18 protein-coding genes and 1 tRNA gene are annotated in these 14,558 nt (G+C 69.2%); 3 read left to right on the top strand and 16 right to left on the bottom strand.

Annotation, left to right across the window (positions count from 1 at the left end):
• Window positions 1–7: 7 nt before the first annotated feature.
• The 3 genes from ACZ5PB_RS11490 to ACZ5PB_RS11480 form a co-directional block, all read right to left on the bottom strand.
• Window positions 8–991 (bottom strand): bifunctional MaoC family dehydratase N-terminal/OB-fold nucleic acid binding domain-containing protein, encoded by a 984-nt coding sequence (locus ACZ5PB_RS11490; protein ID WP_468689995.1) that lies wholly within the window; start codon window positions 989–991, stop codon window positions 8–10.
• A 32-nt stretch (window positions 992–1,023) separates the two neighbouring features.
• A complete protein-coding gene (locus ACZ5PB_RS11485) occupies window positions 1,024–2,193 on the bottom strand; it encodes an acyl-CoA dehydrogenase family protein (RefSeq protein WP_468689993.1) in 1,170 nt (389 codons plus the stop codon).
• Window positions 2,194–2,456: 263 nt separating this feature from the next.
• Window positions 2,457–2,759: a hypothetical protein gene (locus ACZ5PB_RS11480; RefSeq protein ID WP_468689991.1), complete on the bottom strand. Its 303-nt coding sequence runs from the start codon at window positions 2,757–2,759 to the stop codon at window positions 2,457–2,459.
• Between the two features lie 304 nt (window positions 2,760–3,063).
• Here ACZ5PB_RS11480 and ACZ5PB_RS11475 point away from each other — a divergent pair, with 304 nt between their 5' ends.
• Window positions 3,064–3,951: a bifunctional DNA primase/polymerase gene (locus ACZ5PB_RS11475; RefSeq protein ID WP_468689989.1), complete on the top strand. Its 888-nt coding sequence runs from the start codon at window positions 3,064–3,066 to the stop codon at window positions 3,949–3,951.
• Window positions 3,952–4,123: 172 nt separating this feature from the next.
• On the opposite strand, the gene ACZ5PB_RS11470 is transcribed toward ACZ5PB_RS11475, so the two are convergent.
• From ACZ5PB_RS11470 to ACZ5PB_RS11425, 10 genes are all read right to left on the bottom strand, one after another.
• Window positions 4,124–5,302 carry a tyrosine-type recombinase/integrase gene (locus ACZ5PB_RS11470; protein WP_468689987.1) on the bottom strand — a complete coding sequence of 393 codons (1,179 nt, stop codon included), beginning with the start codon at window positions 5,300–5,302 and terminating at the stop codon, window positions 4,124–4,126.
• Window positions 5,302–5,511, bottom strand: coding sequence for an excisionase family DNA-binding protein (locus ACZ5PB_RS11465; RefSeq protein WP_468690286.1), 210 nt, complete (start codon window positions 5,509–5,511; stop codon window positions 5,302–5,304). The genes ACZ5PB_RS11470 and ACZ5PB_RS11465 overlap by 1 nt, the downstream gene beginning before the upstream one ends.
• Window positions 5,512–5,513: 2 nt before the next feature.
• Window positions 5,514–6,908: a replication initiator protein RepSA gene (gene repSA, locus ACZ5PB_RS11460; protein WP_468689985.1), complete on the bottom strand. Its 1,395-nt coding sequence runs from the start codon at window positions 6,906–6,908 to the stop codon at window positions 5,514–5,516.
• Window positions 6,905–7,117, bottom strand: coding sequence for a hypothetical protein (locus tag ACZ5PB_RS11455; RefSeq protein ID WP_468689984.1), 213 nt, complete (start codon window positions 7,115–7,117; stop codon window positions 6,905–6,907). The genes repSA and ACZ5PB_RS11455 overlap by 4 nt, the downstream gene beginning before the upstream one ends.
• 5 nt (window positions 7,118–7,122) lie before the next feature.
• On the bottom strand, window positions 7,123–7,308 hold the full coding sequence (locus tag ACZ5PB_RS11450; RefSeq protein WP_468689982.1) for a hypothetical protein: 186 nt from the start codon (window positions 7,306–7,308) through the stop codon (window positions 7,123–7,125).
• An 89-nt stretch (window positions 7,309–7,397) separates the two neighbouring features.
• Complete coding sequence (locus ACZ5PB_RS11445; protein WP_468689981.1) at window positions 7,398–7,778, bottom strand: hypothetical protein; 381 nt, start codon at window positions 7,776–7,778, stop codon at window positions 7,398–7,400.
• A gap of 16 nt (window positions 7,779–7,794) precedes the next feature.
• Entirely contained in the window at window positions 7,795–7,983 is a 189-nt protein-coding gene (locus ACZ5PB_RS11440; protein WP_468689979.1) for a mobile element transfer protein, read from the bottom strand.
• 18 nt (window positions 7,984–8,001) lie between these two features.
• Window positions 8,002–8,700 (bottom strand): DUF2637 domain-containing protein, encoded by a 699-nt coding sequence (locus ACZ5PB_RS11435; protein WP_468689977.1) that lies wholly within the window; start codon window positions 8,698–8,700, stop codon window positions 8,002–8,004.
• Window positions 8,701–8,781: 81 nt separating this feature from the next.
• Window positions 8,782–8,967 (bottom strand): hypothetical protein, encoded by a 186-nt coding sequence (locus tag ACZ5PB_RS11430; RefSeq protein ID WP_468689975.1) that lies wholly within the window; start codon window positions 8,965–8,967, stop codon window positions 8,782–8,784.
• Window positions 8,968–9,055: 88 nt separating this feature from the next.
• Window positions 9,056–10,294, bottom strand: coding sequence for an FtsK/SpoIIIE domain-containing protein (locus tag ACZ5PB_RS11425; RefSeq protein WP_468690285.1), 1,239 nt, complete (start codon window positions 10,292–10,294; stop codon window positions 9,056–9,058).
• Here ACZ5PB_RS11425 and ACZ5PB_RS11420 point away from each other — a divergent pair.
• Window positions 10,200–10,421, top strand: coding sequence for a hypothetical protein (locus ACZ5PB_RS11420; protein WP_468690292.1), 222 nt, complete (start codon window positions 10,200–10,202; stop codon window positions 10,419–10,421). The two genes, ACZ5PB_RS11425 and ACZ5PB_RS11420, sit on opposite strands and share 95 nt — an antisense overlap.
• Here the strand turns inward: ACZ5PB_RS11420 and ACZ5PB_RS11415 are convergent.
• Window positions 10,405–10,734 (bottom strand): SCO3933 family regulatory protein, encoded by a 330-nt coding sequence (locus ACZ5PB_RS11415; protein WP_468689973.1) that lies wholly within the window; start codon window positions 10,732–10,734, stop codon window positions 10,405–10,407. The genes ACZ5PB_RS11420 and ACZ5PB_RS11415 overlap by 17 nt on opposite strands.
• A 127-nt stretch (window positions 10,735–10,861) precedes the next feature.
• Between ACZ5PB_RS11415 and ACZ5PB_RS11410 the strand changes: the two genes are divergently transcribed.
• Window positions 10,862–11,590, top strand: coding sequence for a GntR family transcriptional regulator (locus tag ACZ5PB_RS11410; protein WP_468689972.1), 729 nt, complete (start codon window positions 10,862–10,864; stop codon window positions 11,588–11,590).
• 1,064 nt (window positions 11,591–12,654) lie between these two features.
• Here the strand turns inward: ACZ5PB_RS11410 and ACZ5PB_RS11405 are convergent.
• Both ACZ5PB_RS11405 and ACZ5PB_RS11400 read right to left on the bottom strand, forming a co-directional pair.
• Window positions 12,655–12,741: transfer RNA gene (locus ACZ5PB_RS11405), tRNA-Ser, on the bottom strand.
• A gap of 139 nt (window positions 12,742–12,880) precedes the next feature.
• Window positions 12,881–14,470, bottom strand: a complete 1,590-nt coding sequence (locus tag ACZ5PB_RS11400) for a S1C family serine protease (protein WP_468689970.1) — start codon at window positions 14,468–14,470, stop codon at window positions 12,881–12,883.
• Window positions 14,471–14,558 lie beyond the last annotated feature (88 nt).

The raw sequence follows: 14,558 nt of genomic DNA, 5'->3' as shown, positions 1-14,558 counted from the left end.
CCGCCCCTCACCCCTCACCCTCGACACGGAACACCGCAAGCTCCAGCTCCGCGTCGAACCGCTGGAACTCCGCCCGCACCCGCATCCCGATCCGCACCTCGTCGTGCGGCACCCCGACCACGTTGCCGAGCATCCGCACGCCCTCCGCCAGCTCGATCAGCGCCACCGCGTACGGCGGGTCGAAGGCGGGGAAGGCCGGGTAGTGCATCACCACGTACGAGAAGACGGTCCCCTCGCCACTTGCCTCGACCGTGTCCCACCCGGCCGAGCCGCACGCGTTGCACCCGGGCAGCCACGGGAAGCGCAGCGTCCCGCACTTCTCGTCCGTGCACCGCTGGATCAGCAGCCGGTGTGCGGAAACCCCTTCCCAGAAGCCCGCGTTGTCCCGGTTGACCACCGGCCGGGGCCGCAGCGCCGCCTGGTCCCTGTCCGCGACACCCTGTTGAGTTCTGCTCGTGGCAGCCCGGCCGCCCTTCGCGGCGGGGGCGTACTTGAGGATCCGGAAGCGGTGCGTCCCCGCCGGCTTCCCGTCGCCGTACACCTCCATCCGCGTCGTGACGAAGTGCCCGGCGCCCAACTTGGTCGTCTTGCGCCCCGAGACCGACTCGATCACCGCGTCGAAGGTGATCCGCTCACCGGGCCGCAAGTCCCGTACGTACTCCTGCTCGCAGTCGGTGGCGACCACCGAGGTGCACCCCGCGCCGTCCAGCAGGGCCAACAGTTCGTCGTACGCCGACGCGCGGCCCACGCCCGGCCCGTGCCCGGACAATCCGCCCATCGTCCAGGCTTGGAGCATGGTCGGCGGAGCTATCGCGTCCGGCCCTTCGTATGCCGGACTGGTGTCTCCCATCGCTTCGCACCAGTGCCTGATCATCGGCTCGTTGACCAGGTCCTTGCCCACTGCCGAGGTGGCCGCCGCCTGCCCCTCGTACCTTTTCAAACGGGCGAGGAAGCCCCCCTGCTCCCCGATCCCGTCACTTTCCGTAACCAATTTTTCGCCCACCGCGTTCCTCGCCTCACCCGTCACCGCTTCCCCCTCCGCATCCCGAGCCGCATCGTCGCCACGATCTCCCGTTGCACCTCGCTCACCCCGCCCCCGAAGGTGTTGATCTGCGCGGCCCGGTTCATCCGCTCCAGCTCGCCGTCGCCGAACACCCCCGGCGAACCGGCCCGCACCAGCCCCGAGTCACCGACGACCTCCTGGCACAACTGGTAGACCGCGACCGCGCTTTCGGTGCCCACGAACTTCACGCCGCTCGCGTCCCCCGGCGCCAGCGTCCCCGCCCCCACGTCCCCGACCAGACGCCAGTTCAACAGCCGCACCGCCGCCAGCCGGGCGTGCGCCTCGGCCAGCCGGGCCCGCACCCAAGGCCTGTCACCTGGCCTTTCACCTGATACCGGGTCCACGGTCCGGGCATGCTCAAGCGCCTCGGCGAACGCGTCCTCGGCCTGCATGCCGATCGCGGCCAGCGCGACGCGCTCGTGGTTGAGCTGGTTGGTGATCAGCCCCCAGCCGCCGTTCTCCTCCCCCACGAGGTTCCCGGCCGGCACCCGGATCCCGTCGTAGTACGTAGCCGTGGTGGTCAGCCCGCCCACCGTCTCGATCGGCGTCCAGGAGAAGCCGGGGGCGTCCGTCGGCACCAGCAGGATCGATATTCCCTGGTGCTTCGGGGCCTCGGTGTCCGTCCGGCAGGCGAGCCAGATCCAGTCCGCGTTCTGGGCGTTGCTGGTGAAGATCTTCTGCCCGTCGATCAGCCAGTCACCCGGCCGCTCACCCTCCGTGCGCACCGCCCGCGTCCGCAGCGAGGCGAGGTCGGTGCCCGCCGAGGGCTCGCTGTACCCGATGGCGAAGACGAGTTCGCCGCGCAGGATCCTCGGCAGGAAGTAGTCCCGCTGCTCTTGGGTGCCGTACTTCATCAGGGTCGGGCCGACGGTGTTCAGAGTGACCATCGAGACGGGTGCGCCCGCCCGGTACGCCTCGTCGAAGAAGACGAACTGCTCGTCGGGGCCGCGCCCCTGGCCCCCGTACTCCTTGGGCCAGCCGATCCCGAGCATCCCGTCGCGGCCGATCCGCCGCAGCAGTTCCCGCCGGCCGTCGGGGTCCTCGGGCACTCCGCCCGGCATCACATCACGGAAGTACGAGCGGAGTTCGGCGCGCAGCCGCTGCTGGCGCCCGGTCGGTGCGAGGTGCACGGCGGGGTCCTCCGACGGGTTGCCCGGGCGTACGGGGAGACGTACGCGGCCCAGTCGTACGAGTGAACGTACGCAACAAGGTTTCTGACTGTCCGTCAGATTCGGCGGCCCTGTCAAGGTCACCGACAGAAGCTGCGGCAGCCGCCCGCCCGGAACCGCTCCAGCCCCGCCCCTACGCAGAAATGCCTGTACGGCGGCGCCGAAGCACCGCCGTACAGGCAGTCGTTCACCCCGCAGCACAGACCCCTAGCGGGTCGCGCGAACTACCAGAGCTCGGAGAAGTTCACCGCGACGTTCTCGTTGCCCTGGTTGATCGACGTGAAGCCGGAGCCGTTCACGCTGGCGTTGTTGCTCTGGTTCGAAGCACCGGCGCCGTTGGCGACCTGCTGGGTGGTGGTGGAGTTGCCGTTGTTCGTACCGCCCACGCCGCTTCCGTTGATCGTGGCGACAGCCGCGTTGGAGCCGTCGTCCGCGAAGGAGCCGTTGTCAGCGGTGGCGACACCCGTGAAGAGGGCGGCGGCCAGGGGGAGAGCGGCAACAGCGGCGAAGATACGGGCATTACGCATGGTCAATTCCTCCAGGAACTGTAATTACGGCTTGTTCCGAGGAAGTTGGCCGGCTGCCTCGGTGCTGGTGACGACGTCGCAGCACCAGAGTTGCCCACCGAATCCCCGGCGAACCACCCACCACGCCCTTATTCACGCTCAAGCGTGAGGTTTTGTCGATAAACCCCCAACCTCACCCCAAACCAGCAAGGTCAGGGCCAAATAGCCCACGAAACCCAGTAGCCCCATACGAGGAAGCGTTCCGGCAGATTTTCGGCCAACTTTCCCCACTTCCCTTGTTCGAACATTCGTACGACTATGGAGTATGGCCACTCCAGACCGGCTCACCGCCACCCTGGCCCTCGCGCACGCCCTCTCCGCGGCGGAGCGCGGCCTCCCCGTGATCCCCCTGTCCCGCACCAAACTCCCGGCGCTGCGCTCCCCGCACCAGGACGGGGGCCCTGCCGCCGCCGACCCGCCCTGCCGCGGCGAGTGCGGCCTCCCCGGCCACGGCGTGTACGACGCCTCGACCGATCCGGCCGTGGTCCGCGCCCTGTTCGCCGCGGCCCCCCGGGCCACCGGCTACGGCATCGCCTGCGGCCGCCCCCCGCACCACCTCATCGGCATCGACCTCGACACCAAACACGGCGACGACCCCGTCACCTCCCTCGAACGCCTGGGCCGCGAGCACCACTTCACGCTCCCGCCCACGGTCACCGTCCTCACCCCCTCGGGCGGCCGCCACCTCTGGCTCACCGGACCGCCCGGCACCGACATCGCCAACTCCGCGAGCCGCCTGGCCCCCGGCATCGACATCCGCGGCACCGGCGGCTACCTGGTCGGCCCCGGCTCCCTCACCACCCACGGCATCTACCGACTGGCCCCCGGCACCGCCCACCTCCCGGCAGCCCCCTGCCCGCCCACCCTCCTGGCCCTGCTGGTCCGCCGCCCCCGAAGGCCCCCGCCGGCCACGGCGCGGTCGTCCGGTACGTACGCCCAAGGCCAGGGCCTGGTGGAATTCGTCCGCACCGCCCGGGAGGGCCAGCGCAACACCCGCCTCTTCTGGGCCGCCTGCCGGGCCTACGAGAACGGCCTCGGCGAAACCCTCGCCCCCGCCCTCACCGAAGCCGCCCTCCACTCCGGCCTCACCCTCACCGAGGCCCGCTCCACCCTCGCCTCGGCCGCCCGCCTGACCCCGGGCACGCGCGCGTAGTGCCCACTTCTGCTCGGGCACAGCACAACGGCCCCTGACCAACTACCTGGTCAGGGGCCGTTCTTCAGCTTCTTCAGCGGTGGGTGTGGGATTTGAACCCACGGTGACATCGCTGCCACGACGGTTTTCAAGATCTCTCGCCGATCAAGGGTAGTGAGCGCCCCGCAGCAGGTCAGGCGTGTACGGGCGCCCCGGAGGAGCCGTCGTCATCGTCATCGTGCCCGCTACGTGCCCCCGGCTCATGATCGTGCCCGCTAAGCCAGGAGTCCGCCGCTTCAGCCACCTGGTCATCGCGACCGGCAACCGGTCGGGCGTAGTGCCGGGTCGTGACGCTTGCGTTCGAGTGGCCAAGCCGGTGCGCAGCGGTCATCACACCATACTTGTCAGCGACCCAAGTCCCGTGCGAAGCCCGGAGATCATGCGGAGTCACGTCGGTGAGCCCGGCTGCCGACACAGCAGGGTCGAAGTACGCCTTGCGCCACTGGTTGTAGCGCAGGGGCTTGCCACCTGGCGTGGTGAACAGCAACGCGTCATCGCCACCGGGCAACGTTTCCAGGTACGCGCCGAGCTGCTTGGCGAGAGTGCGACCGAGGCGGATGAACCGCTTCTGATGGGACTTGGGAGTGTCGAAGACGAGCGTGCCATTCGCTTCCGCCAGGTTCTCATCCACGAGCACGAAGCCGCCGGACACGTCGATGTCCGAGCGTCGGAGCGCGAACGCCTCCCCGACCCGCAGGCCCGCATACGCAAGAACCGCGATCAGCAGGTCATGCGGCTTGGTCGCACTGCGCACGATCCGGGACGCTTCGAGTGGGGTCAGGATGTGGGGCTCGGTCTGCGGCATCCTGGGCAGCCGCACGCCCCGGCATGGCGTTTGCGGGATCATGTCGTTCTCGACTGCCGCCCGCATGATCTGCGAGAGCACTCGGTAGGCCTGCCGAATGCGGGAAGCGCTCAGCCCCCGGGTCCGCATCGAGCCGACCCATTCGGCGACAGTGATCGGCCGCAGGCCCGACAGTTCCCGATCCCCGAGCGCGGGATTGATCAGCGAGTTGACTAGCGACCGGTACGAGGCTTGCGTCTTATGCTTGAGCTGCGGAGACACCGCAGCGAGCCAGCGCGCCGACCAGTCACGTACGGTCGTCTGCCCTTCGGCAGGGTCGAGCCACCGCCCCTCATCAATCTCGATGCGCTTCTTATCGAGCCAGCGACCGGCATCCGTCATCGTGGCGAACGTGCGATCAGCAGGGCGGAGCACCCCATCAGGCCCCGGGTAGCGCGCTTGGAAACGCCCCGACGGCAGCTTGCGCACCCGGCCGAAGCCACGTCGCGACTTGCGCTTGCCAGCCATTAGGCAGCCCTCCTGAAGCCCGTCGGCCGCATGACGACCGGTTCCACGGTGTTCCCGCGCACGAACGCCTCCAGGGCCCGAACGGGGATGCGCACGTGGCGTCCAACCTTGACGAACTCGATGCGCCGTTCTTCGATCAGTCGTCGGGGAAAGCGAACGGTGGTGCCGAGGAGTTCGGCCACCTGCTGAACGGTCAAGAGTCGGTCCATGGTCACCAGTCCCCCTCGGTGGAGTCGTCCAGGTCTGCCAGTGCTTCGCGTGCGGTCTCGCGGTTGGTCTTGAGGTCGCGGGCGATGTTGGCGGCGAGCCAGGATTCGCCGGGGGTGTGTCCGTGACCTGCGTAGGTCCAGTGGGCCAGGGTGAGCGTGGTCGCCTCCGGATAGTCGTCGGGGTCGGGTAAGCCCAGTGCGGTGCGTTGCTGGGCCGCGCGGTAGTCGGCCCGAACCTGTCGGAGGGCGCCAAGGGTGGTGGAGTAGCGGCGGGACTTGGTGGAGAAGTGGCCCCGGAAGCCGAGCATGTGCGCCCAGTCGAGGAGCTTGCGGCCTGGGTAGGCGGCATGCAGGTCAAGGCAGGCTTCGATGAGCCGACGCGGGTGGTCGGGGACGCCGAGGAGGATGAGCGCTTCCTTGTTGCCGACGCGGCGGTCCACGGTGCCGGTGGTCTCGGCCGCCTTGGTGGCGTACTTGGCGACGTAGGAGGCCACGGCCTGTTCGGTGAGGTCTTCCCCGTGGCCGAACGCGCCGATGGGCTGCACGTCGAGCTGAGTGCCCCACCGCAGCGTCCGGGCGGGGTGATCCCCGGCTGCCGGGACGTCGACCGCGACACGGGCAGCCGCCGCGTGGATGGCGTTCGTGAGCAGTCCCAGGGTGGCCCAGGCCGGGGGCGGGGAGTCGGGTCCTTCGGGTCCGTCGAAGCGGATCACGGCGTGGAAGTGGACGGCTCCGCGCTTCTGGTACTCGGCCACCTTGCCGAAGGAGAGCCGGGACTGTTCGCGGGCATCCTTCTGCGTGAGTCCGGCGCGGCGGGCGATCTCCCGGCGGAGGTAGATCGTGAAGTAGCGCCACAGCTCGGAGGCGTGGTTGTTCCACAGCACCGCACCCGTGTAGTCGTAGGTGGCCGGGTCGAGTGCGGTGCCGAGTTCCGGGGCGTCTTCCTCGTGGTGGGTGCCGCAGCGGCAGGGCCGGTTGCCGGGGCGGTTGTGGACCGGGCCGAACGAGGGTGCGGTGAGGGTGGTGAAGACGCGGGGGTGGTCGCGCACGGTGTGCGGGGTGCCCTTGGCCGGGTCGCCGACCAGTCCGGCGCGGATCAGGTGGTAGGTGTCTCCGGCGTAGGTCCAGGCGCAGGACGGGCAGCGCGAGGCACGGCGGTTCCCGCAGGCCAGCCGGAGTGTGCCGCCTGGTTCGTGCTCGGTGGTGTAGGCGTGCAGGACGGTCTTGGTGGCCGGGTCGATGGTCTTGGTGGCGCCAGTGAGGCGGATCGGGTCGGAGCAGCCGCCGGTACGCCGGATCTGTTCGTGCCAGCGGTCGAAGTCGTCGGCACCGGCCACCCTCAGCACGTCGGTGAGGGTGGCCGAGTCGAGACCCGCCAAGGTGGCGGTGTCGGTCATGCGTGGTCGCCCCCCTTGTCCTTCCCGTGGGGGTCGGAGTAGAAGCGTGAGGAGTCGTCGGGGTGGCGGTCGTTCCAGTCCTCCGCACACACCTTGTGGACGGGTTCGCCCTGGTGGGAGCGGAGCGGGGTGGACTTGCCGCAGAGGGAGCACGCGCAGTCGCCGGAGTGGTTGAAATGCTTCGGCGAGCGCCAGTCCAGGAGAGCCATCGCGCTCACCTCCCGGCCGCGGTGGTGGCGAGCCAGGCGGGGGCGTATCCGTGACCCCAGCAGGCCGGGCAGTCGGCGGGAATCGTGACGCGGGAGCCGTCCGGATAGCGGTGGCCGGTGGTCACGTGGACGGTGGCGAAGCCGTAGCAGGCCGGGCAGAGCCGGGCATCGGCCGGGATGCGGTCGGGCATGATGGAACTTCCTTCCGGTTGAGAGATCGGGTAGGAGCACGGCGTCCGGGGCGGGGGAAACTTGGCGGTTGATTCCGCCCCGGAAGGCCCTAGTACTTGCGGTAGCGGCTCTTCGAGCGGACGGGCCGAGAGCGCGTAGGGCGCCTGCGAGGAGAGCGAGAGCGCCCCTTGGCGATACGGGCGGACGAACCGCCGCTCTTGGAGGCGCGGTTGAGGGTGTAACTCAGACCGCAGGTCGCCGACAGCACCGCGATCATCGAAGCGGCGACGATCTGGACGACGTAGGCGAGCACGAACAGGACGATCACGGCTCCGACGGTGATGGCCAGCGTGAGCAGGATCGGACCCTTGTAGGAGCGAGGTGCTTCCTGCACGATCACGACCTTGGTCGGGTCGGTGCCGGGCGGGATCCGCCGGTAGAGCTCGGTGGGGATGTGTCCGGCGCGGAACTGTTCGTCAGGCAGTTGCATGGGACAGCTCTCCCTCTCAGGCCGTGCAACGGTGAGTACGGGCGGCGAGTTCGGCAGCCGCACGGCTGTCGTAGTCGGCGGAAAAACCGCACTTCGGGGCGGTGCAGGCGGCCGTGTGCTTGGTGGCGCCGCGCCCGTTGTAGTAGCTGCCGACCCGGACGGGGCCGATACGGATCAGGTCGAAGAAGCGGTTCGGTCGGGGCATGGTGGATCTCCTTCCGTGTCAGGTGAGTTGGGCGGCGAGCGTGGTCGCGAGCGCTTCGGGAACCCCGAGGCGGGTTCGCAGGGTGTCCGCGTCGATGGCGGCCCCGGTCCGGGTGCGGTGCTCGACAGCAACCTTCCGGGCGTGCTCGATCAGTGCCGGGGGAACTCCCGTGGCTGCCGTTTCGGGCAGTGCCGGTACCGGATCGGGAGCAGGAATCTCCTCGTGCTCCGGCACCGGGTCGGCGGCGGGCGGGGCCACGGACGGATCAGGCACCGGTACAGCGTCGAAGGCGGGGCCCTCCCGTGTGACCTGCGGTGACGGGCCCGGTTTTGCCGGCAAAACCTCAGCGGATCGGGACGGAGCGTGCGCCAGGAGCGTGCCTCCGAGGAACGCGAGGGCGGGCCATCCGGCGACGCCGAACCGCAGCCAAGCCGGAGGGTGGGCAAGATCCAGGAATCCGGCGGTGGCGACGTTCGCCCCGAGCGAGGCGATCAGCGCAATCAGGAACCAGGACCAGGCCAGCCGGTTGGCGCTGCCGGTGCGCAGCCGCCGCCAAGCAGCCACCAACAGCAGATCCACGCTGATCGGGTAAGCCCAGGCCTTCCAGCCAGTCTGTCCGGCAGCAGCAGCGAGGTCGTGCAGGTGGGCGAAGGACAACGCACCGGCAATCACTGCTTGGATCAGTACGGCGTCCAGGCGGAACGCGGGACGGTTCATGACCTTCACCTCCCTTCGGGGTTAGGGCCGGTGCCGGGCGGGGCTCACGAAGTCCGGCCGCCCGGTACCGGCGGGGAACACTCAGCGCGGGGCGTGCTCACCGGCGCCAAAGCAGGCCAGGCACATCCCGGTCTGCTTGCCGACCAGACGGCGCTTGCGGCCGACGCAGACGGGCTTGGAAACCTCCCCGGTGCCCTTGCACGGCTTGCACGGCACCAGTTCGACGGGGACGGGCTTCGGGGTGGCGGTCTTGCGGGCGGGGCTCATGGCGTGGTGCTCCCTTCGGTTTCGGGCATGGGCGGGGTAGGGAACTGGCGTGAGACGGTCACACCGGCCGGGAGGGAAGCGGGGGTTGTTACTCGGTGACCGGCCGAGGGGCCACCACCGGGCGCGGGGGCACCACGGTCGGCTCGGTACGGACCGGCGGCCGGAACGGGGCAAGCACGCTCAAGGCCGGGGTCAGGTGCGCGAACTCGCGGCAGGCTGCCACCGCTTCATCGGCGGTCATCGCAGGGGTACGGATGCGGGACCAGCCGCCGGAGGAGTCCCCGGCCACCGCCACCCCGGGACGGTCCGGGGCAATGGTCGTCACGGCCTGCACCGCCTCCGGGGCGATGTCGCCCAGGCCCATTTCGCCGGTCTGCTTGTCATTGACCCGGTGCACGACCCGGCCGGTGAGCTGCGCACGCAACGTCGTTGCGCCCTTGCCGAGTTCGGAGCCGAAGCGCTGCCCGCAGATCTCCAGATAGATCCCGACCGCGCGGGCCATCTGCGCGAGCCGGACCATCTGCATGACCATGCGGTCCCGGCGTTCCTCGTCCTTCTTCGCGGCCACCAGGAACAGTTCCGCCACCTCGTCGACCAAAACCACCAGCGGCACCGGCCGAAACTGGTCGGGAAGTTCCCACAGGTCCGAGACGCCGTGCAGGCTTAGGACGTCGAAGCGGTCTTCCATCTCGGTGACCAGCACATCGAGAAGGCGTCCGGCCTCCTCCGGGGTGGTCGCCAGCGCCGACAGCCGTGGTGCGTACCGGCCTTGCTCCACACCTCGCTTGCAGTCGATCCCGACCAGGCCCACCGGCAGCTTCGCCAGACCGGCCACCAGGTTGCGCTGATACATCGACTTGCCCGACTGATTCGCGCCCAGGGTCAGCGAGTGCGGCACCTTCGCGTACTCCCGGGCGAACACCGACCCGTCCTCCCGCAGGGCAACCGGAACGACTAGCGGGCCCTTGAGCTTGGAACGGCGTGGCATGCGTACCCGGTTGAGGACGTCGTACCCGGTCATCCGCAGTTCGACGATGCCGGGCTTGGTTTCGCGCACGGTCACCGAGCGGACTCCCCAGGCGTGCCGCAACCGTTCCGAGGCCGCGCTCACGTCCGCAGGTTCCAGACCAGCGGTAAGCCGCAGGGTGACCCGCAAACCAGTCGAGGTAGGCCGCACCCGGCGGACCTTCGGCGGCTGGGGCCTCACCTCCTTACGCACCACGTTGCGCGTCATGAACGCCCGCAGCACCGACGGCTGCACCGTCAGCCCGCACACCTCCATCGTGGACCGGTACGTCAGCGTGAACCGGCCCCAGGCCAGCGGCATCCCGATCAGCGACCAGTACAGGCGCGGAGCCCGCACCTTCGCCACCGCCAGCCCGACCACGACCGCCACCACAGCAGCCAGCAGTAAGCAGGTCTTCGGCTCCGGCATGATCAGGACCCCGCCGTGATCGCAACTGCGCGGAACGAGATCCCGTGCCGCTTCTGGCCGTTGAACTCGTTCTCCCAGTCGCGCGCCTTCAGGCTGATCACCGACACCGGCATGCCCGGCGTCAGGCTGGACGGGATACCCGTCTCCGGCACCGTCACCTGGTAGAGGTTGCCCTCCCCCTCGTCCGAGACCAGCAGGCCCACCGTGAACAGGTCCGCACCGGTCTCCCGGTCCACGGCCCGCTCCCCGGTCTTCTTGTTGACCATCTTCGGCTCCGGCGCAGTCGCCACGAACACCACAGCGGTCGAGAGATCGATCTTGAAGGACGGCATGTCAACTCCAGTCAGCGAGGACCAAGGCCCGTTGGGCCCCTTGCTGACTTAAGTAGAGCACTTCATGTAGCACTACACAAGGTACTCTACCTATGAGGTCTCAAATCCGAAGGGCGGTCGGGACAACATGGCGAAGATCGGATACGCGCATATTGCCGCTGAGCTGCGGAAGCAGATGCAGAACGGCGTGCTCAACCCCGGAGATAAAATTCCGTCGCTCAATGAGATTCAGGAGCAGTACGGAGTCACTGTCACCACTGCGAACCGAGCGTTCAAACAGCTCAAGGCCGAAGGACTCACCTACGCCAAACCGGGAGTAGGCACCGTAGTTGCTGCCCGGCCCCGTACCGCCGTGACCGGCGCAGCAAGGTTGGACCGTCTCAGCGCGACGGGCAGCCCCTACGCGGGAGAAGAGTCGTCCACCGATCACTCGGCGGTGATTCGGGGATGCAATGACAACGAGATCATCGAACAGCTCCTCATCGAACCGTTCGAAGAGATCGTTATCCGCAAGCGAACCTTCCGGCGCAACGGCGTTCCGTACGCGCTCGGACTGTCGTTCATCCACCCACGGGTACTACGAGACGTGCCAGAGGTTGCGCAAAATGGCCAGCTCCTGCCGTTCTGGCAAGAGACCTATACAGCGCGTACCGGGCGGGAGATCACCCGATCTCCAGAACGGCGCACCGCACGCCTTGCGGCTGACTATGAGCTCGAAGCGCTTGAGGTGCCCTACCCCCCTAACGCTGCGGTGCCGGTCCTTGTGCTCCACACCACGTTCTATGACGAAGACGGGCCCATCGAGCTTTGGGAGGATGTCTACACTCCCGGCTTCTGGCAAGAGTCCACAGCCTGATCGAAGAAGCATCCTCGCGATCTGCTGAGGGTTTGCCAGCAAAACCGGCCCCGTCACCGCAGGTCACACGGGCGGACCCGACCGCCTTTGATGCACCGCCAATGGCCTGTTACAGGTTTCTCTACTTCATCAAGCCCCACCCTTCGGGCGGGGAGGGGGGGTAGGGCTCCCTCCGGAGAAATCCCGCGAGGGCATGCAGGCGCGGACGTACCTCAACCGCTCTTGGGCCCCCGACGCACCCGAAGTGACCACGCGAGGCACCACAGCCTCTCGCGCTTCACCGACTTACGTGATCGGGACACCGGCCACGGGCCGGGGCGTTCGCCCTGCGGGCTTGGGGTACGGGACGGGGGCTCTGCCCTTTCGGGCTTCCGGCGTGCTGGCCAACGAGCTTGGCCAGGCGCCGCTACGGGAACACACCACACCGGCCCGCACTGCGGGCCAGCGCGGGCTCGGAGCTCGGGGCTTCGCTCCTGCCTTCGGCCCGCGCCGCCCCGGCCCCGGCCCCGCGCCACCCAAGGTTGCCCCGAGGTGATCCCGCTTCACGCTTAGGCCAGCCAAGGGGCCGATACACCGGACCGAGCACTGCTTCCCGTCCCTGCCCCCAGCACCCGACCACCGAGCCCTTGAACGGGCAGGCCCCTCCCCTCAGCCGACTCGCAGGAGTCCGTGCCAAGCGGCACAGAAGCTGATGGGCCCCCACGGTCAGGTGGCCTACGAAGGACGCGGGGCGAAGGGCGAAGTGGGTGGTGGAGTACGTGGGTGGCCGGGGCGGTCGGTTCCACGGCTTTAGGCAGCCACTTTGGGGCGAGCCTCTACGATCAGGGCCCCGATTCGGGCTGTTGCGGGCAGGCTAGGTGCTGCCCGAATCGCGGCCAGCGTAAGGGGCCCTGATCACTCGCCCCAAAGCAGCTCCCGCCCAAAGCCGCTCCACCGACCTAGGCGGGACCGTGCCCCTTGCGTGCCCGAAGGACCGGGGAACCACGGGGAGGACCAGGTACTCACGGGGTACACCAACAGCAGCGGCCCCCAACCGAGTTACCTGGTCAGGGGCCGTTCTTCTGCGGTGGGTGTGGGATTTGAACCCACGGTGACATCGCTGCCACGACGGTTTTCAAGACCGTTCCCTTAGGCCGCTCGGGCAACCCACCTCAGCCCCGCCGACCTGCGGCGGAGCGCCTACAGCCTAGCGGTTGCCGAGGTCGGGGCGGGCCGTTGGCCCAAGCCTGGCCCGCGCGGCCGGGAATCCGCCCTCTTCGGACCCCTCCCGAGCCGCGCGGCCGACAGCCTCTAGTCGTCGCCCTCGCGCGCCTGGAGGGTGACTTCGGCAGTGGACTGCTTGCCGTCGCGCGTGTAGGTCAGCTTGACCTTGTCGCCGGGCTTGTGGGTCCAGATCTCGCTGATCAGGGTGGGGCCGCTGTCGATGACGCGGTCGTCCAGCTTGGTGATGACGTCACCGGGCTTGAGACCGGCCGCGGCGGCGGGGCCGCCGGCGGAGACCGCGGGGGTGTTGTTCACGCCCTTCTCCGCGATCTTGGCGCCGTCGCCCTTCTGCTCCATCGAGACCGTCGCACCGATCATCGGGTAGACCGGCTTGCCGGTCTTGATGAGTTGCTGGGCGACCGTCTTGGCCTGGTTGATCGGGATCGCGAAACCGAGGCCGATCGAGCCGGACTGGCCGCTTCCGCCGCCGAGCCCGCCGCTCGGCACCGACTGGATCGCGGAGTTGATGCCGATGACCGCACCACGCGAATCGAGCAGCGGGCCGCCGGAGTTGCCCGGGTTGATCGACGCGTCGGTCTGCAGGGCACTCATGTACGAGGCCTTGCTGCCCTGGCCATCGCCCGAGGCGACCGGGCGGTCCTTGGCGCTGACGATGCCGGTGGTGACGGTGTTGGACAGACCGAAGGGGGCGCCGATGGCGATCGTCGAGTCGCCCACGACGACCTTGTCCGAGTCGCCCAGGGGGAGCGGGTTGAGGTCGCCCGCGTTCTTGAGCTTGATGACCGCGACGTCGTAACCCTGTGCCCGGCCGACGACTTCGGCGGCGTACTTCTTGCCGTCGGAGAACGTCACCGAGAGCTCGCCGCCCCCGGCCGCCGAGGCGACCACGTGGTTGTTGGTGAGGATGTGGCCCTGCTTGTCGTAGACGAAGCCGGTGCCGGTGCCGCCCTCGCCGCTGCCGCTCTGCGCGTCGATCGTGACGACGGAGGGGAGCGCCTTGGCCGCCACGCCCGCGACGCTGTCCGGGTCGCGCTTGAAGTCCTGCGGGTTGCCCGCCGCCGAGATGGTGGTGGAACCGCCGGGTCCGTTGTCGCCGCGGTTCGCCGCCCAGTAGCCGAGGCCACTGCCGACACCGCCCGCGACCAGTGCGGCGACCAGGACGGCGGCGATCAGCCCGCCACGGCCCTTGCGCGGCTTCGGCTCGGGGGAGTCGGCGCTCAGGGGCGCACCCCAGGGGTCGCCGCCGTTGCCGCCGCCGTACGAGGGGTACGCGGGCGGCGGCGCGGGCGGCCAGGCCCCACCGGGGGCCGCGTGGGGCGTGTGAGACGTGTGGGCGGCGGGCGGGGTCACGGGGGCCGCAGGAGCCGCGGGCGGCTGCGGACCGGGGGCGGCACCGGTGACCGGGAGCTCCGCCGTGTGCTGCGCGGCCTGCGTGGTCCCGTAGGGAGCGTGCGGATGGGCCTCGTGCACGGGAGCAGGGGCAGGGGCAGACTCAGGGGCAGGGGCAGGGGCCGGGGTCTGAGCGCCCGTCGGCTCGGCGGCCGCCCGTACCGGATCAGCACCCGCCGGAGCCCCGGGGGCGTTGTCGGGGGCAGGAGGCGGTGGCGGGTCGGACGGGGCGGCCGGTACCGCAGTGCCCTCGTTCTCGGTGCTCACAGCTCTCTCCTCGGTTCCACGTCGTCCTGTGTCTCTATGTCCCGCTGTGCAAGTGTGTGCCGTCAGCTTTTCCCACAGCACGTCAGAG

Source organism: Streptomyces sp. NPDC032721, assembly GCF_055579625.1.
Note: the sequence above shows the minus strand (reverse complement) of the source record. Positions and strands in the feature narration are given on the sequence as shown.